23 protein-coding genes are annotated in these 23,107 nt (G+C 40.5%); 16 read left to right on the plus strand and 7 right to left on the minus strand.

Annotation, left to right across the window (positions count from 1 at the left end):
* Positions 1 to 11: 11 nt before the first annotated feature.
* The 3 genes from MSG66_RS11590 to MSG66_RS11600 are packed head-to-tail and all read left to right on the plus strand — an operon-like array spanning position 12 to position 2,932.
* A complete protein-coding gene (locus MSG66_RS11590) occupies positions 12 to 1,139 on the plus strand; it encodes a Re/Si-specific NAD(P)(+) transhydrogenase subunit alpha (RefSeq protein ID WP_262473989.1) in 1,128 nt (375 codons plus the stop codon).
* An 11-nt stretch (positions 1,140 to 1,150) separates the two neighbouring features.
* Positions 1,151 to 1,465, plus strand: a complete 315-nt coding sequence (locus tag MSG66_RS11595) for a proton-translocating transhydrogenase family protein (RefSeq protein WP_003654992.1) — start codon at positions 1,151 to 1,153, stop codon at positions 1,463 to 1,465.
* Between the two features lie 12 nt (positions 1,466 to 1,477).
* Positions 1,478 to 2,932 carry an NAD(P)(+) transhydrogenase (Re/Si-specific) subunit beta gene (locus tag MSG66_RS11600; protein ID WP_003654994.1) on the plus strand — a complete coding sequence of 485 codons (1,455 nt, stop codon included), beginning with the start codon at positions 1,478 to 1,480 and terminating at the stop codon, positions 2,930 to 2,932.
* Between the two features lie 62 nt (positions 2,933 to 2,994).
* On the opposite strand, the gene MSG66_RS11605 is transcribed toward MSG66_RS11600, so the two are convergent.
* The 6 genes from MSG66_RS11605 to MSG66_RS11630 form a co-directional block, all read right to left on the minus strand.
* Complete coding sequence (locus MSG66_RS11605; protein WP_324654197.1) at positions 2,995 to 3,816, minus strand: SDR family NAD(P)-dependent oxidoreductase; 822 nt, start codon at positions 3,814 to 3,816, stop codon at positions 2,995 to 2,997.
* Positions 3,817 to 3,975: 159 nt separating this feature from the next.
* A complete protein-coding gene (gene rsfS, locus MSG66_RS11610) occupies positions 3,976 to 4,377 on the minus strand; it encodes a ribosome silencing factor (protein ID WP_042894943.1) in 402 nt (133 codons plus the stop codon).
* Between the two features lie 81 nt (positions 4,378 to 4,458).
* Positions 4,459 to 5,253: a hydroxypyruvate isomerase family protein gene (locus MSG66_RS11615; protein WP_324654198.1), complete on the minus strand. Its 795-nt coding sequence runs from the start codon at positions 5,251 to 5,253 to the stop codon at positions 4,459 to 4,461.
* A 13-nt stretch (positions 5,254 to 5,266) separates the two neighbouring features.
* Entirely contained in the window at positions 5,267 to 6,136 is an 870-nt protein-coding gene (locus MSG66_RS11620) for an NAD(P)-dependent oxidoreductase (protein WP_324654199.1), read from the minus strand.
* 11 nt (positions 6,137 to 6,147) lie between these two features.
* Positions 6,148 to 6,936, minus strand: a complete 789-nt coding sequence (locus MSG66_RS11625; protein WP_042894948.1) for a crotonase/enoyl-CoA hydratase family protein — start codon at positions 6,934 to 6,936, stop codon at positions 6,148 to 6,150.
* A gap of 94 nt (positions 6,937 to 7,030) precedes the next feature.
* Positions 7,031 to 9,838, minus strand: a complete 2,808-nt coding sequence (locus MSG66_RS11630; RefSeq protein WP_324654200.1) for an ATP-binding protein — start codon at positions 9,836 to 9,838, stop codon at positions 7,031 to 7,033.
* Positions 9,839 to 10,010: 172 nt separating this feature from the next.
* Between MSG66_RS11630 and cysM the strand changes: the two genes are divergently transcribed.
* From cysM to MSG66_RS11650, 4 genes are read left to right on the plus strand one after another with little or no spacing between them, the layout of a single operon-like run.
* Positions 10,011 to 10,943, plus strand: a complete 933-nt coding sequence (cysM, locus tag MSG66_RS11635) for a cysteine synthase CysM (protein WP_324654201.1) — start codon at positions 10,011 to 10,013, stop codon at positions 10,941 to 10,943.
* Positions 10,944 to 10,955: 12 nt separating this feature from the next.
* A complete protein-coding gene (locus MSG66_RS11640; RefSeq protein WP_042894953.1) occupies positions 10,956 to 11,774 on the plus strand; it encodes a 3'-5' exonuclease in 819 nt (272 codons plus the stop codon).
* A gap of 9 nt (positions 11,775 to 11,783) precedes the next feature.
* Positions 11,784 to 13,160: a 23S rRNA (uracil(1939)-C(5))-methyltransferase RlmD gene (gene rlmD, locus MSG66_RS11645; protein ID WP_324654202.1), complete on the plus strand. Its 1,377-nt coding sequence runs from the start codon at positions 11,784 to 11,786 to the stop codon at positions 13,158 to 13,160.
* Between the two features lie 45 nt (positions 13,161 to 13,205).
* Entirely contained in the window at positions 13,206 to 15,512 is a 2,307-nt protein-coding gene (locus tag MSG66_RS11650) for a RelA/SpoT family protein (protein WP_202742671.1), read from the plus strand.
* Positions 15,513 to 15,559: 47 nt separating this feature from the next.
* On the opposite strand, the gene MSG66_RS11655 is transcribed toward MSG66_RS11650, so the two are convergent.
* Positions 15,560 to 16,333 (minus strand): SDR family oxidoreductase, encoded by a 774-nt coding sequence (locus MSG66_RS11655; RefSeq protein ID WP_202742672.1) that lies wholly within the window; start codon positions 16,331 to 16,333, stop codon positions 15,560 to 15,562.
* A 112-nt stretch (positions 16,334 to 16,445) separates the two neighbouring features.
* Between MSG66_RS11655 and mazG the strand changes: the two genes are divergently transcribed.
* From mazG to yjgA, 9 genes are all read left to right on the plus strand, one after another.
* Positions 16,446 to 17,252, plus strand: a complete 807-nt coding sequence (mazG, locus tag MSG66_RS11660; protein WP_262473972.1) for a nucleoside triphosphate pyrophosphohydrolase — start codon at positions 16,446 to 16,448, stop codon at positions 17,250 to 17,252.
* Positions 17,221 to 17,619 carry a ComEA family DNA-binding protein gene (locus MSG66_RS11665; RefSeq protein WP_262473970.1) on the plus strand — a complete coding sequence of 133 codons (399 nt, stop codon included), beginning with the start codon at positions 17,221 to 17,223 and terminating at the stop codon, positions 17,617 to 17,619. Before mazG ends, MSG66_RS11665 begins: the two co-directional genes overlap by 32 nt.
* Positions 17,620 to 17,744: 125 nt before the next feature.
* Positions 17,745 to 19,208, plus strand: coding sequence for a polynucleotide adenylyltransferase PcnB (pcnB, locus tag MSG66_RS11670; RefSeq protein WP_324654203.1), 1,464 nt, complete (start codon positions 17,745 to 17,747; stop codon positions 19,206 to 19,208).
* Complete coding sequence (gene folK, locus MSG66_RS11675; protein ID WP_324654204.1) at positions 19,205 to 19,687, plus strand: 2-amino-4-hydroxy-6-hydroxymethyldihydropteridine diphosphokinase; 483 nt, start codon at positions 19,205 to 19,207, stop codon at positions 19,685 to 19,687. The genes pcnB and folK overlap by 4 nt, the downstream gene beginning before the upstream one ends.
* 46 nt (positions 19,688 to 19,733) lie before the next feature.
* Positions 19,734 to 20,543, plus strand: a complete 810-nt coding sequence (panB, locus tag MSG66_RS11680; protein ID WP_042894984.1) for a 3-methyl-2-oxobutanoate hydroxymethyltransferase — start codon at positions 19,734 to 19,736, stop codon at positions 20,541 to 20,543.
* A gap of 3 nt (positions 20,544 to 20,546) precedes the next feature.
* Positions 20,547 to 21,395 carry a pantoate--beta-alanine ligase gene (panC, locus tag MSG66_RS11685; RefSeq protein WP_202742676.1) on the plus strand — a complete coding sequence of 283 codons (849 nt, stop codon included), beginning with the start codon at positions 20,547 to 20,549 and terminating at the stop codon, positions 21,393 to 21,395.
* Positions 21,396 to 21,419: 24 nt separating this feature from the next.
* On the plus strand, positions 21,420 to 22,271 hold the full coding sequence (gene rapZ / locus MSG66_RS11690; protein WP_042894987.1) for an RNase adapter RapZ: 852 nt from the start codon (positions 21,420 to 21,422) through the stop codon (positions 22,269 to 22,271).
* Positions 22,268 to 22,537 (plus strand): HPr family phosphocarrier protein, encoded by a 270-nt coding sequence (locus MSG66_RS11695; protein WP_042894989.1) that lies wholly within the window; start codon positions 22,268 to 22,270, stop codon positions 22,535 to 22,537. The genes rapZ and MSG66_RS11695 overlap by 4 nt, the downstream gene beginning before the upstream one ends.
* A gap of 2 nt (positions 22,538 to 22,539) precedes the next feature.
* Positions 22,540 to 23,076: a ribosome biogenesis factor YjgA gene (gene yjgA, locus MSG66_RS11700; RefSeq protein ID WP_042894990.1), complete on the plus strand. Its 537-nt coding sequence runs from the start codon at positions 22,540 to 22,542 to the stop codon at positions 23,074 to 23,076.
* Positions 23,077 to 23,107: the final 31 nt, after the last annotated feature.

The raw sequence follows: 23,107 nt of genomic DNA on the forward strand, positions 1-23,107 counted from the left end.
GAGGAATGCTCATGCAAATCGGAATCCCAACCGAAACTGTCGTCGGTGAAAATCGTGTAGCTGCTACGCCAGAGACAGTAAAGAAGTTGATTAGCGCTGGTCATAGCGTTGTGATTGAACGTGGTGCTGGTGTAAAGGCTGCGTACATTGATAGTGCTTATGAACAGGTCGGTGCAACCATTACGGATGATGCCTATACGGGTAGTCAAATTATTTTGAAAGTTCGTGCGCCACAAGGCGAAGAAATTCAAAAACTTCCAGCAAATACTGCTGTTGTAGCAATGTTTGATCCTTATCGTAATACCGAACTAGATCAGTTTGCGAATCAGCAAGTTTCTGCTTTTGCATTGGAATTGCTTCCTCGTACGCTTTCTCGTGCACAAAACATGGATGTATTGTCTTCTCAGGCAAACCTTTCTGGTTATAAATCAGTTTTGCTTGCTGCTGCTGAATATCAACGTATGTTCCCAATGCTTATGACTGCTGCCGGTACTGTAAAACCTGCTCGTGTTGTGATTATGGGCGTGGGTGTTGCAGGTCTTCAGGCAATTGCAACAGCAAAACGTTTAGGTGCAATTGTTGAAGCAACTGATTTACGTCCTACGGCAAAAGATCAGGTTGAATCTTTAGGCGGTAAGTGGTTAGACGTACCAATGTCTGAAGAAGAAAAACAACGCGCAGCAGACGCCGCTAAAAATGGTTATGGATGGATGCCAGGTGAGCAATACATCAAAGACCAAGCCGCGATTGTTGATAAGGCTGTTTCTAACGCTGACATCGTGATTACTACTGCGTTGCTGCCAGGTCGTGATGCACCACGTCTGATTAAGGCTGAAACTGTTGCCAAGATGAAACCGGGTTCTGTCATTCTTGATATGGCTGTTGAAACTGGTGGTAACGTTGAAGGCTCTAAAGTGGGCGAGACTGTGTTTACAGAAAATGGCGTGAAAATTTTGGGTGTTCCAAATATTCCGGCAACTGTAGCGACAGAAGCTTCCGCACTATATGCGCGTAACGTATTCAATTTCGTAGAAACTTTATTCGACAAAGAGAAAAACTTTGCGATTAATCAAGAAGACGAAATCCAAAAAGCCCTATTGGTCACTCATGGCGGTCAAGTACTGCTTAAGCGTGGTTAAGGAGATTTCTCATGGTTGAAACTATTACAATTTTCGTCCTTGCCATCTTCGTAGGTTATTACGTAGTTTGGGGTGTTACACCAGCTTTACATACACCACTTATGGCAGTAACCAATGCGTTGTCATCTATTATTGTAGTGGGTGCAATGTTGCAAACTGTGGGTCTGCCTATTTTGGGTGTAGATGCTAACGTTGCATTTCAAAGTGTGAATGTGGTGAGCGTACTGGGTGCGATTGCGGTATTTTTGGCAAGCATTAATATTTTCGGCGGCTTTGCAGTAACTGCACGCATGTTGGAAATGTTCAAGCCTAAGCAAAAGAAATAAGAGGGCTTTGACATGGAATTTATTCAAGCAAATGCAAATTGGTTGTACCTTGTAGGCGCAATTCTCTTTATCTTGACGCTTCGTGGTTTGTCTGGCCCTAAAACAGCAATTCAAGGTAACCGTTACGGTATGATCGCGATGGCGATTGCTGTAGTTACGACCTTCTTTGTTGCGAATAACCCAGTTATCTGGATGATTGTTGGTGCAATGGTGTTGGGTGCAATCGTTGGTATTGCGCGTGCTCGTACTGTGCCAATGACTCAAATGCCTGAAACTGTTGCATTGATGCACTCATTAGTTGGTTTGGCAGCAGTCCTAATTGCAATTGCTGCAATTTTGCATAACAACCAACTCACTGCATTGTTTGCTCAAAATGAGGCAGCTTTAACGGCGGCTGGTGTACAACATGTGCACATGAGCAAAGTCCATTTATTTGAATTGTTTGTGGGTTGTTTTGTTGGTGCGATTACCTTTACTGCATCAGTGTTTGCATACGGTAAATTGGCTGCAAAAAAATGGGCAAAAACGATTTCTGGTGCATGGGTTAAACCGGTTCAGGCGCTTATATTTATTGCAATGCTTGCAGCAGGCATCATGTTCTTCTTAACGAATAATATGACTGCATTCTGGGCGATGACAGCACTTGCACTTGCATTTGGCTGGGTTTGGATTGCACCAGTTGGTGGTGGTGATATGCCTGTAGTGGTATCGCTTCTTAACTCATTCTCGGGTTGGGCTGCGGCAGGTATTGGTTTTACACTTGAAAACAATATGTTGATCGTTGCGGGTTCTCTCGTAGGTTCATCTGGTGCGATTCTGTCGTACATCATGTGTAAAGCAATGAACCGTTCGATCATCAATGTATTGTTTGGTGGTGCAATGGGTGGCGCGGCAGTTGCTACAGCTGCTAAAGGTGAGCAAGTTCAGCGTAACCACCGTTCTGGTTCTGCTGATGATGCTGGCTTCTTGATGTCAAATGCCGACAGCGTTGTGATTGTACCGGGTTATGGTATGGCGCAAGGTCGTGCACAAAATGCTGTAAAAGAATTGTGTGAAATTCTAAAAGAGCAAGGTGTTCGCGTTCGTTTTGCAATTCATCCAGTTGCTGGCCGTATGCCTGGTCATATGAACGTATTGCTTGCTGAAGCAGACGTAGCATATGAAGACATCTTGGAAATGGATGAGATTAACTCAGACTTCCCTGCAACTGATGTGGTGCTTGTAATTGGTGCAAACGACGTAGTAAACCCTGCTGCGAAAGATGATCCAACTTCACCAATTTATGGTATGCCGATCCTTGAAGCACATAAAGCACGTACGATCATGGTGATTAAGCGTTCTATGGCAACAGGTTATGCAGGTCTGGACAACGATTTGTTCTATAACGAAAAAACAATGATGATCTTTGGTGATGCTAAGAAAGTTGTGGAAGATATGACAAAAGCAATCAATGGTGGCGGTCACTAATCTGATCTCAAACAGGATTGTAAAAGCCACCCTCGGGTGGCTTTTTTATTTGGTTTACTTGTTTAAAGAAATTTTTCTACAAGGTCCATTGACTGTTGGTAGAGGTCACGTGCCAGTTGTTGGTTTTTCGCGTGTGAAGATCTCCAGTCTGGCATATGCGCACTGACATATTCGCCGTTACGGTTCTGCCATGCATCTCCGGTTGCCATTTCTGTAATAAGATTTGCTGGAACTGAAGTGGGAACTAAGCCTAATTTCATGGCAGCGTAAACAGGTTTTGGTAAGTCACGATAAATATCAGAAGCAACACCACCTGGGTGTAAGGCATTATTGGTAATTGAACCACCTGCTAGTTGTTCTGCTAAAGCATTGCTGAATAATAAATTTGCAAGTTTCGATTGCCCATAATAGAACAGGGGATTGTAAAAACCTTCTGCACGAAATTTGTTGGGTTTAATTGAGCCAACCCAATGTGCAATAGAAGCGAGATGAATAATCCGTGCTTTAGGAGATTGTTGTAAAACTGGAAGTAGTTTCTGAGTTAGTAAAAAATGGCCTAAATAATTCACACCAAATTGCTGCTCGAAACCATCGGCAGTTAACTGTTTGGTTTTGGCAAATAACCCTGCATTGTTAATGAGTACATCAAGGCTACCATAGCGGTCGGCAATCTCATTAGCAGCTTTTTGAGTTAATTCAAGACTGTTTAAATCGAGAGAAACTAAATCGACTTGTCCTTGATTGAGTGAGCGTAATTTGTTTTGTGCAGCTTGAGCTTTTTCTGGATTTCGGCACGCTAAAATAACATGTTGCCCTTGTTTAACGAGTTGTTCTGCTGTGGCGAAACCAATACCTGTGTTGGCGCCCGTAATTAATATCTTCACTTTCTGTACTCCGGTTATGCTATTTATTGGTGGGGACTTCAAGAAAGTGTATATTGCTGCAAATCTGACAATTTGTCATGTCAAATTTAAAGGTGGCTGACGACTGTCAGATAAACAAAAAAGCGGCTCAAAAGAGCCGCTTTTTTTAAAAGCAAAATTTTAAGCAACCGACTCTGGAGTGGTACGCCATAAGCTTTCTAAATCATAAAATTTACGAGCTGTTGGTAGCATCACATGTACTACAACAAAGCCGAGATCGATTAAGATCCATTCTGCATCTCGTTCACCTTCAACGCCAATCGGGCGGAAACCGGCTTTTCGAGCTTCTTCTGCAACATTGTCAGCGAGTGCTTTGACATGGCGAGTAGAAGTGCCGCTCGCAATTACAATAGCATCAGAGACATTGCTAATTGAGCTAACATCTAACTGGAGAATATCTTTTGCTTTTACATCAATTAAAGCGTCATGAACTGCTTGGAGACAAGCTTGTACGTCTTTACTTGAGGCATTCATTGCGAAATCGTGAGAATTAGACACGCTGGGCGATGGTTCTAAATTCATATAGGGTATATTTTCCTGACAATTACTCACTATCTAATATAGTGGTTTTTGATCCGAATTTCAAACAGAACTCGTAACAGTTTATATATTTACATCATCCGAAAAATACTTTTTCTTCCAAGTAAATGACTGATTTGAAGTATTTTCAGGTTTATATTCTGCTGCAATATAGTTTTGATAAGAGCTTTGCTTTAACCAAGAAAAAATTTGTTCATAAGGAATTTGAGCAGTATCTGGCTCATGACGGCCCGGACAGTCTGCAAATTGAATATGTCCAATTAAATTAATATTTTCTTGTAATCCTTCAAGTATATCTTCGCCCATCATTGCCATGTGATAGCAGTCATATTGCATTTTTAGAGAAGGATGATTTACTGCTTCTAACATTTCTTGTGCCTGAGCAATATTCTGTACTAAAAAGCGTGGCATATCTGTCCCGTTAATCATTTCAATAACAGGTTCTATGTCGTGTTCACTGAGTAAATTGCATGCAACCTTTAAATTACTTGCTAATGTTTTTAAGCAAGGAAGTAGGTCGGTATCTAATGGTTGTTTGCCTGCCAAAATATTGATACGAGGAACTTTTAAAGCAGTGGCATAGCTAATTGCTAATTCTAAGGCTTCATGAAAAGCTATTTCTTGACCGGGTACACCTGCCAACCCATTTCCGCCTTGCATCAGATCGCCTGCTGGGACATTAATCAGACACAAGTTAAGATTGTAGCGTTCAAGTTGGGTTTGAATTTCAGAAATTTCCAATTCGTAAGGGAATTGAATTTCTACATTTTCAAAGCCCTGTGCATGGGCCAGAGCAAAGCGTTCAATTAAAGGAACTTCGGTAAAAATCATGGATAAATTGACTGCAAGACGACCCATACTCAAACTCCGTTTATTTTTGCTCTACTAATTGAATCATAGTAGCTAAATCTTTCTCAGCAAAGCCATTTTTTTGGTGAGTTTGTAGCTGTAATAGAGCTTTTTGTGCAACTGGGATGTCTAAATTAACATTGTTAGCCAATGTTACTGCGTTGTTAAGATCTTTAGATAATGTTTGAACTTTCCACTGAATTGGTTCAAATGTATGAGTTGCCATGCGAGGAGTGAGAATTTGAAAGGGTTTAGAGTCCGCAAATCCACCCGCTAAGGCAGGGGCGAGTAGCGTTGTGTCTACACCAGCTCGATCTGCAAGTGCGACCGCCTCTGCAATCAGAGCACTGTTAGCTGCAACAATGAGTTGATTACAAATTTTGGTGGCTTGGCCGGTTCCTGTATTTCCCATACGGGTTACGCGTTGGGATAGAACATTATAAATAGGAGTCAGATCTGTAATGGTTTGGGCATCACCGCCTGCAAAGATGACAAGTGTGCCTTGTTCGGCACCCACTGTTCCGCCTGATACAGGAGAGTCAATCCATTTTACATTTTGTGAACTCGTTGCTTGAGCAAGCGTTTTTGTTGCAGCAACGGATAAGCTTGAGAAATCAACAATAACCTGCTCAGCTTTTAAGTTCGGCTGAATTTGTTCAAATACTGCTTCTACTGCTTTGTCATCTGCTAGGCAGATTAAAATAACTGGATATTCACCAATATTTGAAAGTTCTAAAGGTTGTGCACCGATATCAATAAGTTCTTCACAGGCGGAGGATGTCCTATTCCAGACAGCAACTTGAAAACCTGCCTGAATCAAACGGGTAGCCATCCGGCTCCCCATTAGTCCTATGCCTAAAAAAGCAATAGGAGTATTGCGATCAAAATTCATAGTCTGAGCTCTTACTTATATTGGCGCGGTAAAAATTCAACTTCAGGATGTTTGTCTTTTTTACGAGCAAGTTTGCTATTTTTACCAAGTAATAATTTAAGTTGCCAGATTTTTTCTAGACGTAATGACTTTTCTGGTTGATGTTCCATTGCATCAAGTACGCGTTTTGCCGCAGTGAGGGCATCGGGGGAGCGCTGCAACATTTCAGAGGCAATCTCATTTGCTCTCTCTAAAGGAGTGTCACTTAAATGAGTTATAAGACCAATTTCTTTTGCATAATTCCCATCAAAAACACGGGCAGTTAAGGTGAGTTCTTTTGCAAGGTCAACGCTAATTAAACCTTTTAATGAACGAGTAAGTCCCATATCAGGAACTAAACCCCAGCGGCTTTCCATAATCGACATTTTTGTTTCTGGATGAGAAATTCGGATGTCGGCAGCCAAGGCAAGTTGCATGCCCGCACCGAAACAATATCCTTCTAGTGCCGCAATAACAGGGACAGGTAAATTCTGCCAAGTCAGAAATGCTTTTTGAAAAAGGCTTTGTCCGGGTTTTATAAGTTCCCAAATGGCAAAAGCAGAGTTTTTGGGATTGTTAAGGTCAGATAAATCAATGCCAGCACTAAACACATTTCCTTCGCCTGTCAAAATAACACAGCGGATATCTCGATCCTTTTTAATTGCTTTTGCAGTTGAAACTAACTCTTTTAATAGAGCAAAACTCATCGCATTGCGTTTGTCAGGACGGTTTAAATATACCGTTGCAATGCCATTATTTTTTTCAATACGTAAGAGTGCCATGAGATTCCCGCTTCTTTTTTTATAGATGAACGGAGCATAACATGGCTGTAATCTGGAAACATGACAGCTCAGTCATGCCTATTTGGTCGATATGTTAGTCAGGTATTACCAAGATCTGAAGAGCAGCACTTTCTACCTCTTTAACAACAAGACCTAATTCATTAAAGCGTTGCATGACCTCTTCAATGAAGCCTTCATCTGCTATACGGCGTTCTTTACGTAGCGTTGAAATGAATTGCTCAAAGTCACCAGTAACTTGTTGGAGTTTCGGGGCACCTACATAGCGAGTGGCACCATACAGGCGATGTAAAACATGCTCAAGTTGAGGGAAGTCTTCAAGCTCAATGAGCTGCTGCATTTCGTCTAGCTCAGTTGGAAAACTATCAACTAACATTTTGAGGAGATCTTGTGCTAAGTCTTCTTTATTTGCTGCGAGTTGCAAACTTTGTTGCCAGTTTAAAATTTGTGGGTCTAAAGCTTCTGCAACTACAAGGTGGTCTTTATCTATGGCTTTTGCTGTAAAGTTGTTTTTAGTCCATTGCGTTAAGATCTGGATGATTTGATCCATTTGAATTGGCTTGGTGACATAGTCATTCATGCCTACTTTAAGGAGTTTTTGTTTTTCATCGGCAAGGGCATGGGCCGTTAACGCAATAATTGGAAGCTGCATTTCCCCGTCGAGTGTCGACTCTAAAGAACGAATAGCACGTGTGGTATCAATGCCCGACATAACCGGCATTTGAATATCCATAAACACTAAATCAAATGGTTTAAGTTTCTGGTCAATTCGTTCTTGAATAAGGTTAAGTGCTTCTTGACCACTTAACGCTTTGGTTGTTTTAACGTTTAATTCACCCAACAAAGCTTCTAAAACAATTAAGTTTGGTAAATGGTCATCTACTGCCAGAATGTGTAAACCCTGACCATTGAAGTCTTGTTGTTCCTCTTCAAAAATAGGTTGATTGCTTAATAATTGAATGAGTCCACTTCGACTTAATGGTTGATATAGCGGACGAGCGCGATATTCATTGAGCATGTTCGGCTCAAGCGTCATTTGATAGCCATAGACGGCTAAATTACCTTGATAACGGCTACGGATTTCTTTTAATAATGCTTCCGTATCGCCGCTATGATCAACGATAAGCCATGTATTATCTTTCTGATCAAGATGTTTTAAGCGACTAAATAAGTCCAGAATCGATTGAGTTTCGATGTGAGGAACATGGTAGTTTTCAAGATAATAACGTAAAACACTTGCTGTAGCAGGATGAGCAAGATAAGACACCACTTGTAAATGCTCAAAGTGTGGGTGTTCGATCTCGTAATCTTCATCTACTACAAATTGTGCTGTAAACCAGAAGGTTGAGCCTTTTTCTGTTGGTGCACGTTCCTGATTATCCTCAAAGCCAATTTGACCATGCATCAGATGAACAAGCTGTTTAGAGATCGCAAGACCTAAACCAGTACCTCCAAATTGACGTGTAACTGATGCATCGCCTTGCGAGAATGATTCAAATAATTTTTTACGGTCTGTACCACTTAAGCCAATACCACTATCTTGAACGCTAAAATGAAGCAGACATTGCCCAATATCATCATGTTCCATACGAACACGAACAATAATTTCACCATCTGGAGTGAATTTGATTGCATTAGAAATTAAGTTGGTCAGAATTTGCTTGAAGCGTAAAGCATCACCAATAACTTGTTGTGGAATATTGTCCGCATAGTAAAAAGCCATGGCGATATGTTTTTGAGCAGCCAAAGGGGACAGCATATCCATAACATCAAAAATGGCTTCTTCTAAGTCGAATGGCGCTGTTTCAAGCTCTAACTTACCCGCATCAATTTTTGAGAAATCTAATACATCGTTAATTAATGCCAATAAATGGGCAGATGACTTGCGAATGGTTTGTAAATAAAGGTTTTGTTCGTTATTTAAATTTTGTTGACGAAGCAATAAATGAATAAAACCATCAATACTGTTGAGAGGTGTTCGAAGCTCATGACTAATATTGGCCAGGAAAACTGACTTTGCTTGGTTTGATGAAATCGCTTGGTCACGTGCTTGACGATAGGTAATGTTTTGGACTTCTAAGGTATCTAGTGTTCTGCGTAAGTCTTCTTCAGTCTGTTCAGTGTGTTCTTTTAACTCTAAAAAGCTAAAGTGTAATCGCTTAACAACATTTGCAATATCACGCTGTAGTAAGCGTAGCTCCCCAGTACTATTAATAACTAAGTGCTGGTCTAAAGTGTCGGCATTTAAACGTTGTAACTGCATGCGAATTTCATACATCGGCGCAATCCAGCGACGAGAATAAAAATTCAAGCAAAGTAAAAGTAATAGTAGGGTCATTAATCCAGTAATGACGAGGGCAATCAGAATGCGATAACGTGCCAGCTCTAGAGGTTGGTTATCCATTTCAATCACTAACCAGACTGGCGCTTTTCCTGGACTGTTAATGATACGAAGCCCATAAATATTATTTTTATTGTGGGAAATAGGACCAAAAAAACTATTACTACTAGGAAAGCTAGGCCAATAACGATTATCACGATAACCAATACTTAAATAAGTCTGTCCGTTGTTATCGATTAATACTGCGCGTTTTACATTTTTTTCGCTAAACATGCTTTGCATGATGTGCTGGGCATGATCGTATTCATCGGGCTGTAGTTCAACCAGTGTATACAAGTCTTTCGCAATTTGATTGTAGCGAGCTAAAATTGCTGAGGCGTGATGTAGCTGTTGCTGTTTTACCGAATGTGTCGTTTCAGTTAAAACCAGAAAAGCACCGACCCCTGTTAAAATCATAATCGGCACAAAAATTAGAGCAATCAATTGCCCATATGCATGATTCAGACGTAAGCGTTTCGATAAGGTTTTATTGAAATTAGACATGGCTACATCAGATTTATCTCTCTGTACGGCATCTTATCACGCTTTATTTTAAAACAGACGGCATTTTATAAATGACCGAGCTTTAATCGCTTTCATGAAAAAGCATATTGAAATGGGTGCAGTAACGAGCATTTTTTCATACAATAGGCCCACCTCGATATAGGTGTTGATCATGAGTAATACGCAACCTGACTTTTTAGCCGACGAATTTTTGTTAGATTACTATGTAGGTAAGACACCTCTAGTTCGTTTGCAGCGATTAGCTTCTCATACGCAAGCGACAGTCTTAGCAAAATTAGAAGGTAATAATCCGGCAGGTTCTGTAAAAGACCGTCCTGCATATAACATGATTATGCAGGCAGAGAAACGTGGTCAAATTAAGCCCGGCGACACCTTGATTGAGGCAACCAGTGGGAACACGGGTATTGCTTTGGCAATGGTTGCTGCAATGCGTGGCTATAAAATGAAACTTATTATGCCGAACAACATGAGTCAGGAGCGTAAAGATGCGATGCTGGCTTATGGTGCAGAGCTGATTGAAGTAACGCCACAGCAAGGCATGGAAGGTGCACGTGATTTAGCCTTGCAAATGGAAAAAGAAGGTAAAGGTCACGTTTTAAACCAGTTTGGTAATCCCGACAATGTTGAAGCTCATTACTTAACGACTGGTCCTGAAATTTGGAAACAAACAGGTGGGAAAATCACCCATTTTGTAAGCTCAATGGGTACAACAGGTACCATTATGGGTGTTTCTAAATATTTAAAAGAACAAAACCCCGATATTCAGATTGTTGGTTTACAACCAGCTGACGGATCAAGTATTGCTGGTATTCGCCGTTGGCCAAAAGAATATTTACCTACTATTTTTGATAGTAGCCGTGTGGATCGTACTATTGATATTCCACAAATTGATGCTGAAAAAACCATGCGTAAATTAGCACGTATGGAAGGTATCAGTGCGGGTACATCTTCAGGTGGTGCAGTATGGGCATCCGTCAAGATTGCAGAAGAAAATCCAGATGCTGTTATTGTTTGCATTATCTGTGACCGTGGCGACCGCTACTTGTCTACAGGATTGTTTTCAGTACAGGATGACAACTCATAATTGAGAGAAATAATGCGTTTCCCTACCTTAGTTTTTGATATTGAAACTTTAACTGATTTAAAAGCGGGAGCGCATTTATATCATCTTGATTTACCAGAGGCTGATGTAGAGCAAGCATTGACTAAACTGCGCCGTCAAGAATCAGGTGTGGATTTTCAACGGTTACCTTTGCATGAAATTGTTTGTATTTCTGGCCTATGGATTGATGAGTCAGGTTTTAGATTGTTTTCTTTTAGTCGAGAACAATATTCTGAAGCTGAGATTTTGCAGAAGTTCTTGTCAATTTTTGATAAACGTCATCCGACTTTAGTGAGTTGGAATGGTTCGCAATTTGATTTACCCGTCATTCTATTTCGCGCGATGTATCATGGTCTTTCTGCACCGGGCTTGTTTGACCAAGGTGAGATTGATAGCCAGAAACGTTTTAATAATTACCAAAACCGTTATCACCATCGCCACATCGATTTAATGGATGTGATGGCAATGTTTAACGGGCGTAATTTTCAAAAGCTTGATGATATTGCCTGTATTTTAGGTTTGCCGGGTAAACGTGGTGAGTCGGGTTATCATGTACCAGAATATGTCCGTACACAGCAGTGGTTAAAACTGACCAGCTATTGTGAAGGAGATGTACTTAATACGTGGTTTGTCTATGTACGTTGGTTGTTATTAAAAGGACAATTAACTGTCGATGAGCATAATGATTGGGTAAACTCTAGTATTGATTATTTGAAAAATATTCCTCAGCAAGCCGATTTTCTTGAAGTATGGGAACGTACCTCAAAACATACTGAATTTACTTCACATTATTTTAATCCTTTAGATTTTTAGGTTCATCCTTTGAAACAACAAGCCAAATCTCGCAAGCCCCAACAACCTGAATATATTTTTCAAGTTGAAACACTTTCTCATGAGGGGCGGGGAATTGCGCATTATGGTTCTCATCCTGACCACCCCGCAGATAAGCATGGCAAAAAAGTTTTTATTCGCTATGCCTTGCCTGGAGAAACTGTAAAGGCTCAAATTATCCATCAAGCGAAGCGTCTTGAAGAGGCTGAGATGGTGCAGTTGTTAGGAGAGCCTTCAACTCATCGTATAGAAGCAATTTGTCCTCATTATGGTATTTGCGGTGGCTGTAGCATGCAGCATATCCATCCTGATGAACAAATCCGTTTAAAGCAAAGTGTGCTCCAATCACATTTACAGCACTTTGCAGGTATTCAACCTGAACAGTGGCTAGAGCCGATTCGATCTTTACAAAGTGATTATCGCCGTCGAGCACGAATTGGCGTGCGCTATTTGCCAAAGCCAGATCGCTTAATTATGGGGTTTCGTGAACATCATAGTAATCGCTTAACTTCTATCCATAGTTGTAGTGTTTTGGATGAAAAACTATCAAATAGCTTGCCGGAGTTGCGTATTTTACTCCAAAGTCTAAAAGGCAAAGCACACATTGGTCATGTAGAATTAGCAAAAGGTGATCATGAAATTTCTTTATTGGTTCGTCATATAGAAAAATTAAACAATTCTGATGTCAACCAATTAAAGCAATTTGCGTTAGACAAGGGGTGGCAGTTGTATTTGCAGCCTAAGGGCCCTGAAAGTATTCATCGTATTGATGATGAAAAAGGCGCTTCACGTTTACATTATGCCTTAGAGAGGTTTAATGTAAATTTTGCTTTTTCGCCATTGGATTTTACTCAGGTCAATGCCACAGTAAATGAACAAATGGTTCAATTGGCATGTGAATTGCTTCAATTGCAATCAGGTGAAAAAGTACTTGATCTATTTTGTGGTTTAGGCAATTTCTCGCTTCCGTTAGCACGATGTGTTGGGGAGAGTGGTCAGGTTGTTGGTGTGGAAGGGAGTGAAGAAATGGTGAGGCGCGCAACAGCTAATGCAAAATGCAATAGTTTGGTGCAGGCAACCTTCTTTTCACAAGATTTAACAAAAGATTTTTCGCATCATTCTTGGGCCAATCAAGGATTTGATGCATTATTGATTGATCCTCCTCGTGCTGGTGCATATGAAATTATGCAGTATGTATCAAATTTTGGAGCAAAAAGAATCGTTTATGTATCATGTAGCCCAGCTACACTGGCAAGGGATGCGGGTGTTTTGGTACAGCATGGTTACCAGTTAAAAAAAGCAGCTGTGATGGACATGTTTACGCACACGGAACATGTTGAATCCATTGCACTATTTGAAAAAATTTAAGAGATAAACGATTAAAAACATGAGTTACATATTGAGGAGAATGGTATGGTCACAGTACGTGAACAGTTACCTGAACAACTAACTGAGTTGTCCGAGGAAACGACTGTAGAGCATGCCGCCGAAACGCAAATCGGTTTAGCCTCATGGTTGGATCGAGTGCGTGAAATATTAGATGGGGCGAAGCTTGAACAGCTTGAAAAGGTTGCGAATGAAACCCTGCAAAAAGAGTTAGACTCAACGGTTAATCATCGTTCCAATACTTTCGCTACTGGCGTTGGAATGGCCGATATTTTGGCACATCTCCATGTAGACGAAGATACTCTATCGGCAGCCATGCTCTATCGTAGTGTGCGTGAAGAAATTACTGATATAGAAGAAGTAAAAAAGAAATTTGGAGATCAGGTCTATAACCTTGTCAAAGGCGCTTTGGCAATGGGTAAACTCTCGGAACTCATTGAAAAAAATAAGCGATTAGAAGACCATTTTAATAACAACCAACGAGAACATTTAAGCGGCATTTATAAAATGCTGATTTCGGTCACCGAAGATGTTCGTGTTGTTTTAATTAAACTTGCTGAACGTACTTATTCTTTACGAGAGTTGGCAAATTCATCTCGTGAACGTCAAGAACGCGTAGCACGTGAAATTCTTACTATTTATTCGCCATTGGCACATCGACTTGGTATTGCCCAGCTTAAATGGGAACTTGAAGATCTCGCTTTTCGCTATTTAGCTCCAGACCGTTATAAAGAAATTGCGTCATTACTGAATGAAAAACGTTTAGAACGTGAACATTATATTCAGTTCGTCATTGATCGTTTGAAAAATGAGTTAGCTTCTTACGGAATCGAGTCAGAAATCACAGGTCGAGCAAAGCACATTTATTCAATTTATCGAAAAATGAAAAGCAAAAACCTGAGTTTTGATCAGCTCTATGATATTCGTGCTCTACGTGTGTTGGTTAAGAGTGTCCCAGAGTGTTATCACTCTTTGGGTATTGTTCATCAAATCTGGCGTCATATTCCTCACCAGTTTGATGACTATATTACCAACCCGAAAGCAAATGGCTATCGCTCTTTGCATACCGCTGTAATTGCTGAAAATAAGTCGCTTGAAGTACAAATTCGTACTTATGAGATGCACGACGAAGCAGAGTTAGGCGTATGTTCACACTTTAACTATAAAGAAGGTTCAAAGAATACAGACCACTCCTTTAACCATCGTTTACATTCATTGCGGGCCGTTCTTGAACACTACCAAGAGCGCAATGACACGACGGTACATCAAAACGAAGATGAAACAGAAGGCTTTGATCAACTACAAGATTTTGAAGGCTTTGAGAAGATTTATGTTTTCAGTCGTGATGGTGACATTAAGGAATTGCCACGTGGCTCAACAGTTTTAGATTTTGCTTATCATGTGCATACGGAAGTAGGGAATAAGTGTTATGCAGCGCGAGTTAACCAGCGCTATGTGCCATTAACCTATACTTTAAAAACTGGCGAGCAGGTTGAGATTTTAACTAAAAAAGATCGTGATCCAAACCGAGATTGGTTGGTGAATTCTTTAGGTTATATTAAAACCTCTCGTGCCCGTGACAAGTTGCGTCATTGGTTTAGACAACAAGATCGTAGTAAAAATCTTGAAGTCGGCCGTGAACTTCTCAATAAAGAGTTAGCTCGCCTAGCGATTCACCCAAAAAGTATCGACCTAAATGATTATTCATCACATTTTAATGTGAAAACGGGTGATGACATTTTGGTGAGTCTAGTAAGCGGTGATATTAGCTTACATGCCTTGATTAATCAGGTAAACCGCCAAATGCATCTAGATCAGGATGAACCTGAACTAGTGCTTAAACCAGCATTAAATCCGCGTGCAAGCCATACGTTATCGGCCCACGGAATTTTAATTGATGGTTTAGACAACGTAGAGTTGCACATCGCGCAGTGCTGTCAGCCCGTGCATGGCGAATCAATCGCTGGATATATTACTTTGAACCGTGGTGTCAGTATCCACAAAGTCATTTGTTCAGATTATCAGCGTATGATTAAGCAAGAACCAGAGCGTGCAGTTGAAGCTGACTGGGAAATGCAGCCAACACGTGGTCAAAGCGTTCAGATTGTAGTGGAAGCATATGATCGTCGTGGTCTGCTTAAAGACTTAACTCAAGTGATTTTCTCTGACCAAATCAATATTCGTCAGGTTAATACAATTTCTGAAGCAGATGGTATTGCGAATATGAAGTTGTTAATTGAGGTTAAGGGTTTAGCGCAGCTGTCTCGTTTGTTGGCTCGCTTAGAGCAGCAGCCTGGAATCATTAGTGCGAGACGTATGATTCAAGGTGTTTAACTAAATTGAGTAAAAAGGCTGTCAAATGACAGCCTTTTTAATTCGAATTACTTTCTTGATAAATAAATATTAGTTAAGCGATTTAGAAATTGGGGACTTAAGGTTGAGAGTTGATAAAGCAGCTTGGTTTTTATGCCAACTGGTGTATGAGTCGGAGTCCAGAAATGAGCTTTTTTCTCTACGAGCGTAAGAACCTTTTGAGCGATATCATTTGGTGTTAAATCTATCCCCATATTTTGAATAGTACCTGCATCCATGTTGTTAACCATTGCGGTCTGCACGAATAACGGCATCACATCTAAAACACGAATACCGTATTTCTTCCATTCCACATCTAAGCCTTCAGTAATCCCCCGAACAGCAAATTTACTAGCCGAATAAGAAATTAAATCGGCCTGCCCATAAATTGCAGAGGCTGAAGAGAGATTGATGACTCGTGCAAAAGACGCTTGCTTTAAGTAAGGGAGTGCAGCGTGACAACCATTGATGACACCGTTTACATTAATATTTATTGTTCTTTGATGAGCTTTAATATCAATCGTTTCAAATGCACCAGAATATAAAATGCCGGCATTATTTACCAAGATGTTGAGTTCGCCAGCCCAGTTAGTAAATTCTTTTAATATGTGTTGCCATTGGTCGTAATCACTTACATCTAAATAGCCAGCACAGGCATTGGGTCCCAAGTCACTTGCTAGTTTTTGAGCAAGCGATTCATTAATATCATAAATGCCTACTTTATATCCTTGTTGGTAAAATACACGTGCAATTTCTGCCCCAATACCTTGAGCAGCGCCACTAATCAGAATACTGTGTCTCATCTTTTTTCTCTTTGTCAGTACAATAGTGCGACTGATTTAATCGCTTTGATTTTGATCATAACAAATTAAAATCTTAGTTTTACTGACCGACTTTTTAAACTTGAGGGCTACCATGGATAAATTGCTTAAAATTATGCAAGAGTTACGAGAAAAATGTCCGTGGGATCAAGCTCAAACCCCCATGACTCTTACGAAATATGCCATTGAAGAAGCCTATGAGGTCGAGGCCGCTATTCGTCAGGGTGACATTGAGGAAATTCGAAATGAGCTGGGCGATTTGCTATTACAAGTCGTGTTTCAGTCGCAAATGTTTAGTGAGCAAGGCGCTTTTAATTTTAATGATGTGGTTGAAGCAATAAGTGAAAAGTTAATTCGTCGTCATCCCCATGTTTTTCAGGCAGATCAATTTAATAACTTAACGCCAGAACAAGTAAGTGAACTGTGGAAACAAATTAAACAGCAAGAAAAGCAAGGGAAGCCACAATCAAGATTAGATGAAATAAAGCATGGCCCAGCCCTGTTACAGGCACAAGAAATTCAAGAAAATGTAGCAAAAGTTGGGTTCGACTTCGAAACCGTAGAAGATGCTTATACAAAACTAGAAGAAGAGCTGGATGAGTTCAAGCAGGCGCTAAAAAATCAAAATATGGATGAAATTCAAGATGAATTTGGAGATTGCCTGTTTTCATTGGTGAATGTAGGACGTAAACTTGCGATTTCAAGTGAAACATCACTTTTATCAACAATACATAAATTTAGAAGCCGTTTTGCTTTTATTGAAGATCAAGCGAAAAAACAGCAAAGAACATTAGAGGACATGACCTTGTCTGAAATGGATGAATTGTGGAATCAGGCAAAGCGGCACTTAAATTTAGGGGAAAAAACACATGCAGCTCAGCGTGAATCTTTGGAAGAGTAAGTATTTTATTATTTTATTTTGGAGCCTGATTTCATCAACTTTTATTCAGGCTCAATCTTTCGATCAAAATTTTAAGGAGTGGAAAGCTAAACAGCAGATGTATGATCAGAAGTTGAGCATGCAGCAATCATCTCATTCTAATGTCTCAAAAAGTACTATAATGACTGATTCTTCAGGGCAAGTTCACTTGAATCAAGCCAATATTGATGAGCTTCAAAAGCTAAAAGGTATCGGTGAGAAAAAGGCTCAAGCGATTGTGGAATACCGTCAAAAGAATGGTGGCTTTAAAAATATTGATGAATTTAAAAATGTAAAAGGTATTGGTCCAGCCATTTTTGAAAAGAATAAACCACGGTTGAGTTTATAAATCATCTGTTTGTCAATTGTCATTTCATACGCAAACTACAGAGAATCAAATTGCCCTTTGTGTGCGTTAGAGCTATGATTAGCGACAACTTGTTATTTACGTCCTGACGTAGGAGACAGCGTCTTTTGCAAACCTTGCGAGCGTCAAAATGTGGTTTGTCCACAGCCCAACTTCCTTCTTCGATTTTAGATGTGATCGATAGCCTGACTAAAGCTGGCTATGAAGCTTATATTGTTGGGGGTGGTGTCCGTGATTTAATGCTAGGGTTTAATCCTAAAGATTTCGATGCAGTCACCAATGCGACACCTGCTCAAATTAAAGAAGTTTTTGGCCGACGTTGCCGAATCATTGGCCGTCGATTTGAATTGGCACACGTCTATTCTGGGCGTGAGCTTATTGAAGTTGCAACATTCCGTGCCCCTCCTAAAAAAGCAGTTACGAGTGCCTCAGGCATGATTTTACGTGACAATAACTGGGGTACCATCGAACAAGACTTTGCTCGACGTGATTTTTCTATCAATACTCTATATTACCAACCACGTAAGAGTATTGTGCTCGACTTCTGCAAAGCGATTGACGATGTTAAAAACAAAACTTTGCGTTTATTGGGCGATCCAACACAGCGTTTTGAAGAAGATCCTGTGCGTATGCTGCGAACTCTACGCTTTGCAGCCAAGTTAAATTTCAAAATTGATTCAAATATTCTCGATATATTTAATGCCGAAATGACGCAATTATTGCGTGACGTCTCTCCGCATCGTTTATATGATGAATCTCAGAAACTGTTCACAATGGGACATTTGGCGCGTGTTTTGCCCATGTTGATTGAGTTTGGTGTCTGGAAGCAACTTTTTGCCGATGTTCAACCTAATCTCACTCCATTTATTTTAAGAGCAGCAAAGAATACAGATCAACGTATACAAGTGGGTAAAACCATTAATCCTGCATTTTTCTATGCAGTGTTACTGTGGCAGCCGTTTTTAGAACGTTGTGAGTTTTACTTATCTAAAGGCATTGTACCGGCTGAAGCCCGTGCGCAGGCTGGTTTAGATGTTTTAAAACGTCAAGCAACACGCACAGTTATTCCTCGCTTTGCAGAAACGTTTATTCGTGAAGTTTGGGAAATGCAGACTCGTTTGCTTAATCCAAAACCACAGCAAATAGAAGCATTGGCAGGGCATGCTCGCTTCCGTGCTGGTTTTGACTTCTTATTACTTCGTGAAAAGTCAGGTGATGACACAACACAAGGAATGGGAAGCTGGTGGGAAGCTTACCAAGAAATGTCAAATGACGAAAAAGAAGCTACTATTAGCCAATATAATCGTCAGAAAGCTAGAAACCGCCGTAAAGCTGCTGCTGAGCCTATCGAAAATAATAAAGTTGAGACGGAAATTGAACCTTTGGTTGATATTCCGGAACCACGCACTCGCCGTGGGAAAAAAGAACGTACTAGACAAGATCAGGCCGTAAGCCGATTTGTTGAAAAAGCGTCTTCTTCAGACGCAGGCGTGACGGGTGATCATCCAATTTTAAAACGTAAGCGGGTACAGCGCGATTTAAGCCAAGTTGTTTTTGGGCCAACGCAATGACAATAACCACTTATATTGGTTTGGGAAGTAATTTAGGCGATTCACGTCAAATTTTATCTGAAGCCATTGCTAAGCTTAAGACGTTAGGAATGGTTAAAGTTTCTAGACTTTATCAAAGTCCACCTATGGGGCCTCAAGACCAGCCAAATTATTTAAATGCAGTTGCAGAATTAAATACGAATCTTGCGCCTTTAGATTTGCTAGATCATTTACAACGTTTTGAGCAAGAAGCTGGTCGTGTACGACTTCGTCGTTGGGGTGAGCGAACCTTAGATCTGGATTTGCTTATATATGGCAATGAAAAAATTCACAATGAGCGCTTAACTGTGCCGCACATAGGAATTTTACAACGAGATTTTGTTGTAATTCCCTTATTAGATTTAGATGCAGATTTACAATTGAATGGTCAGCCACTCAAAGATTTAGAGCTGATACAGCAGCCGACGCTGACTGTACTTGCTGATGAGTCTTGGGCTTAAACTTTCGATTCATTATGTTCTGCGAACTCCTGTAGAGGATATCATCATGATTAGTCTAAGTGACTTAAGAAAATTTAAAACCGAAGGACGCAAGTTCTCTTGCCTGACTTGTTACGATGCAAGCATGGCAAAAGCAATGGAACTTGCTGAAGTTGATACAATCTTAATTGGTGATTCTCTTGGAATGGCAATTCAAGGGCGAGATTCAACTTTGCCAGTCACCGTTGAAGATATGGCTTATCATACGGCAGCGGTTCGTCGTGGTAACCAGCATGCCTTGATCATGACAGACTTGCCATTTATGAGTTATGCAACCTTAAATGATGCTTTGCAAAACTCAAGAAAAGTCATGCAGGCTGGCGCTCAAATGGTGAAAATCGAAGGTGGCGCATGGTTAAGTGAAATCGTGCAAGTTTTAACCCGCAATGGGGTGCCTGTTTGTGTACATTTAGGTTTAACACCTCAATCTGTACATGTATTTGGTGGCTATAAATTACAAGCTAGAACACGTGAAGCAGCAGATCAGCTCATTGCTGACTGTACCGCTGTAGTTGAGGCGGGCGCATCGGTGTTATTACTTGAATGTGTTCCTGCTCAGTTGGGACAAGAAATTGCTGAATTATTCCCAAATACACCTGTAATTGGTATTGGTGCAGGTAATGCAACTGATGGTCAAGTATTGGTTGTACAAGATATGCTGGGTTTAACTTTTGGTCGAGTTGCGCGCTTTGTTCGCAACTTTATGAAAGAGCAATCAGGTGAAACTGCCATTTTAGATGCATTTAAAGCTTATCATGCTGCGGTGCTTGATCAGTCATTCCCTGCTAAAGAACATACTTTTCACGTTGAGCTGTAATTCATGAAAACAGAAACCACCATACAAGGTCTTGCAGCTTCTCTAAATCCTGCTAGAGCTGCACGTAAAATTATTGGTTTTGTCCCAACAATGGGAAATCTACATGAAGGACATCTCACACTTGTTCGTGAAGCGAAAAAGCTATGTGATGTTGTGGTTGTGAGCATCTTCGTAAATCCGACTCAATTTGGACCGGGCGAAGATTTTGACAACTATCCTCGTACTTTAGAGCAAGACAGTCGTTTGCTTGCCGATGTGGGCTGTGACATTATTTTTGCCCCATCAGTTGAGCAAATGTACGGTACACAACCACGTTTAACTAACATCAGTGTAAGCCAGATTACAGATGCTTTATGCGGTAGTTCACGCCCGGGACACTTTGATGGCGTAGCTTTGGTTGTAACTAAGCTCTTTAATATTGTGCAACCTAACTATGCTTTCTTTGGACAAAAAGATTACCAGCAGTTAGCCGTTATTCGCCAGTTTGTACAAGATTTAAATATTCCTTTAGAAGTAATTGGTGTGCCAATTGTTCGTGCAGCGGATGGTTTGGCGCTTAGCTCGAGAAATGGTTATTTAAGTGCTGAACACCGTCAGGTTGCTCCAGTTATTTATCAAAGCTTGAAGCAGGCCGAGCAACAGTTGCATCAAGGCAAAGATTTGCAACAAGTTGTAGAAGATATCAAAACTCAGTTGACAGACAATGGTCTTGTTGTTGATTATGTCGAAGCTCGTCAGACAAATCTGTTACCTGCTACTCAATTTGATCGTGATATTGTGTTATTTATCGCGGCAAAACTGGGTGCAACCCGTTTGATTGATAATTTAGAAGTTGCCTTTACACCCCAATAAAAGAGATCAAAGGACAGCCATGCCATGAAGCGTATACTTATCGTGACAGGACAGTCTGGTTCAGGAAAATCTTCAGCCCTTCAAGTATTAGAAGATTTGGGCTATTACTGTATTGATAATTTGCCTTTGGCATTGCTGCCTGAAATTGTGGCAAAGCTAGATCATGAAAATAACTTAGAGCAATTGGCTTTAGGTGTGGATGTAAGAAGTACTCGGGCAGATATGCAAGAGTTCGACCATGTTTTTGAGCAATTACAAAGACATGGGACGGTTGACGTTATTTACCTTACTACGCAAGATCAGGATTTGATTGCGCGTTTTAGTGCATCCCGTCGTCCGCATCCATTAGCCAACCGTTTTAAAAGCCTGTTGCAATGTATTCAAGAAGAAAAGCAGTTACTGCTTCCAATTCAGTTCCGCGCTACAGTTCATATTGATACAACGGATAAAAGCGTTCATGATTTAAAGCATATATTACTGTCTAAATTGGGGCAGTCAGATAAGCTTATTGTCATATTGCAGTCCTTTGGATATAAACATGGCATTCCGTTAGATGCCGATTATGTTTTTGATGTACGGCATTTACCAAATCCGCATTGGGATTTAGAATTAAGACGTTTTTCTGGTTTGGATGAGCCAGTAAGACAATTTTTAGAAGCAAGTCCACAAGCAAACGAAATGTTTGATGATATTCTTCACTTCTTAAAAAAATGGCTTCCCGCATTTGCTGAAGGACATCGTCACTATATGACGATTTCTATTGGTTGCACTGGGGGGCAACATCGTTCGGTTTATATCGTAGATAGACTAAAACAAGCACTTGAGGCAGAATGGTCTGTTCAGGTCTTACACAGAGAAATGAAGCACTGGTCATGATAGACACAACTGTTGATGTAATTAATAAACTCGGTTTACATGCTCGTGCATCAGGGAAACTGATAGAGGTCACTACAAAGTTTCGTTCGTCGATCCAGATTGGAAAAGGCGATCATTTGGTAGATGCAAAAAATATTATGTCTTTGCTGATGTTAGGTGCAGGTAAAGGGACCACTTTAAGATTGGTCATTGATGGTACCGACGAAGAACAGGCATTAAGTGAAGTACTGGCGTTATTCGCAGCAAAATTTTATGAGGCAGATTAATCGTGGCACGTGGTTCCCAACGTTATACTGAAGAAGATTTCGGTTCTTTAGAAGGACGTGCAAGCAAAACCGAACAGAAAAAAGCAGTGCAACGCATGGCTGCTTTAGGTGAGCAATTAGCACAACTTTCTATTAAACAAATTCAGAAACTTCCAGTTGATGAGCGTTTAATTGATGCTTTAATGGAAGTGCAGAACATTAGTTCTTATGAAGCACGTCGTCGCCAATTTCAACGTATTGGTAAGTTATTGCGCAACGAAGATGAGACTATTATTTTGTCTTATTTAACCCCGCAGCAAGGCGCAAAAAGACAGGCTCAATTAATGCGTTGGGTTGACCGCATGATTGAACAGGGTGATCCTGCAATTACTGAATTTAGTAAAATTTATAATGCATCGGAACGTCACACTTTGCGTCAGCATGTGTTGAGAATCAACCGCGATAAAACTCAACAGGCGAGTGAAGCAGATATCGAGGCATCAAAAGTTAAATTTGTTAACTATGTGCAGCAAATTGCATTATTGTCCGATCAAGGCTAAATGCGCTTAAATAAAAAAGCGACGCTCAAGG

This window comes from Acinetobacter sp. IK31 (genome assembly GCF_035615195.1).
Classification (GTDB): domain Bacteria; phylum Pseudomonadota; class Gammaproteobacteria; order Pseudomonadales; family Moraxellaceae; genus Acinetobacter; species Acinetobacter calcoaceticus_C.

Excerpts from the sequence above, each read along its gene's own strand:
- MSG66_RS11665 (WP_262473970.1), top strand. The coding sequence starts at position 17,221 with ATGCAGCTCAGCGTGAATCTTTGGAAGAGTAAGTATTTTATTATTTTA.
- panC (WP_202742676.1), top strand. The coding sequence starts at position 20,547 with ATGAAAACAGAAACCACCATACAAGGTCTTGCAGCTTCTCTAAATCCT.
- rapZ (WP_042894987.1), top strand. The coding sequence starts at position 21,420 with ATGAAGCGTATACTTATCGTGACAGGACAGTCTGGTTCAGGAAAATCT.
- MSG66_RS11695 (WP_042894989.1), top strand. The coding sequence starts at position 22,268 with ATGATAGACACAACTGTTGATGTAATTAATAAACTCGGTTTACATGCT.
- MSG66_RS11590 (WP_262473989.1), top strand. The coding sequence starts at position 12 with ATGCAAATCGGAATCCCAACCGAAACTGTCGTCGGTGAAAATCGTGTA.
- MSG66_RS11655 (WP_202742672.1), bottom strand. The coding sequence starts at position 16,333 with ATGAGACACAGTATTCTGATTAGTGGCGCTGCTCAAGGTATTGGGGCA.
- rsfS (WP_042894943.1), bottom strand. The coding sequence starts at position 4,377 with ATGAATTTAGAACCATCGCCCAGCGTGTCTAATTCTCACGATTTCGCA.
- mazG (WP_262473972.1), top strand. The coding sequence starts at position 16,446 with ATGGATAAATTGCTTAAAATTATGCAAGAGTTACGAGAAAAATGTCCG.
- cysM (WP_324654201.1), top strand. The coding sequence starts at position 10,011 with ATGAGTAATACGCAACCTGACTTTTTAGCCGACGAATTTTTGTTAGAT.
- MSG66_RS11650 (WP_202742671.1), top strand. The coding sequence starts at position 13,206 with ATGGTCACAGTACGTGAACAGTTACCTGAACAACTAACTGAGTTGTCC.
- panB (WP_042894984.1), top strand. The coding sequence starts at position 19,734 with ATGATTAGTCTAAGTGACTTAAGAAAATTTAAAACCGAAGGACGCAAG.
- MSG66_RS11625 (WP_042894948.1), bottom strand. The coding sequence starts at position 6,936 with ATGGCACTCTTACGTATTGAAAAAAATAATGGCATTGCAACGGTATAT.
- MSG66_RS11600 (WP_003654994.1), top strand. The coding sequence starts at position 1,478 with ATGGAATTTATTCAAGCAAATGCAAATTGGTTGTACCTTGTAGGCGCA.
- MSG66_RS11630 (WP_324654200.1), bottom strand. The coding sequence starts at position 9,838 with ATGTCTAATTTCAATAAAACCTTATCGAAACGCTTACGTCTGAATCAT.
- folK (WP_324654204.1), top strand. The coding sequence starts at position 19,205 with ATGACAATAACCACTTATATTGGTTTGGGAAGTAATTTAGGCGATTCA.
- MSG66_RS11640 (WP_042894953.1), top strand. The coding sequence starts at position 10,956 with ATGCGTTTCCCTACCTTAGTTTTTGATATTGAAACTTTAACTGATTTA.
- MSG66_RS11615 (WP_324654198.1), bottom strand. The coding sequence starts at position 5,253 with ATGGGTCGTCTTGCAGTCAATTTATCCATGATTTTTACCGAAGTTCCT.
- MSG66_RS11595 (WP_003654992.1), top strand. The coding sequence starts at position 1,151 with ATGGTTGAAACTATTACAATTTTCGTCCTTGCCATCTTCGTAGGTTAT.
- MSG66_RS11620 (WP_324654199.1), bottom strand. The coding sequence starts at position 6,136 with ATGAATTTTGATCGCAATACTCCTATTGCTTTTTTAGGCATAGGACTA.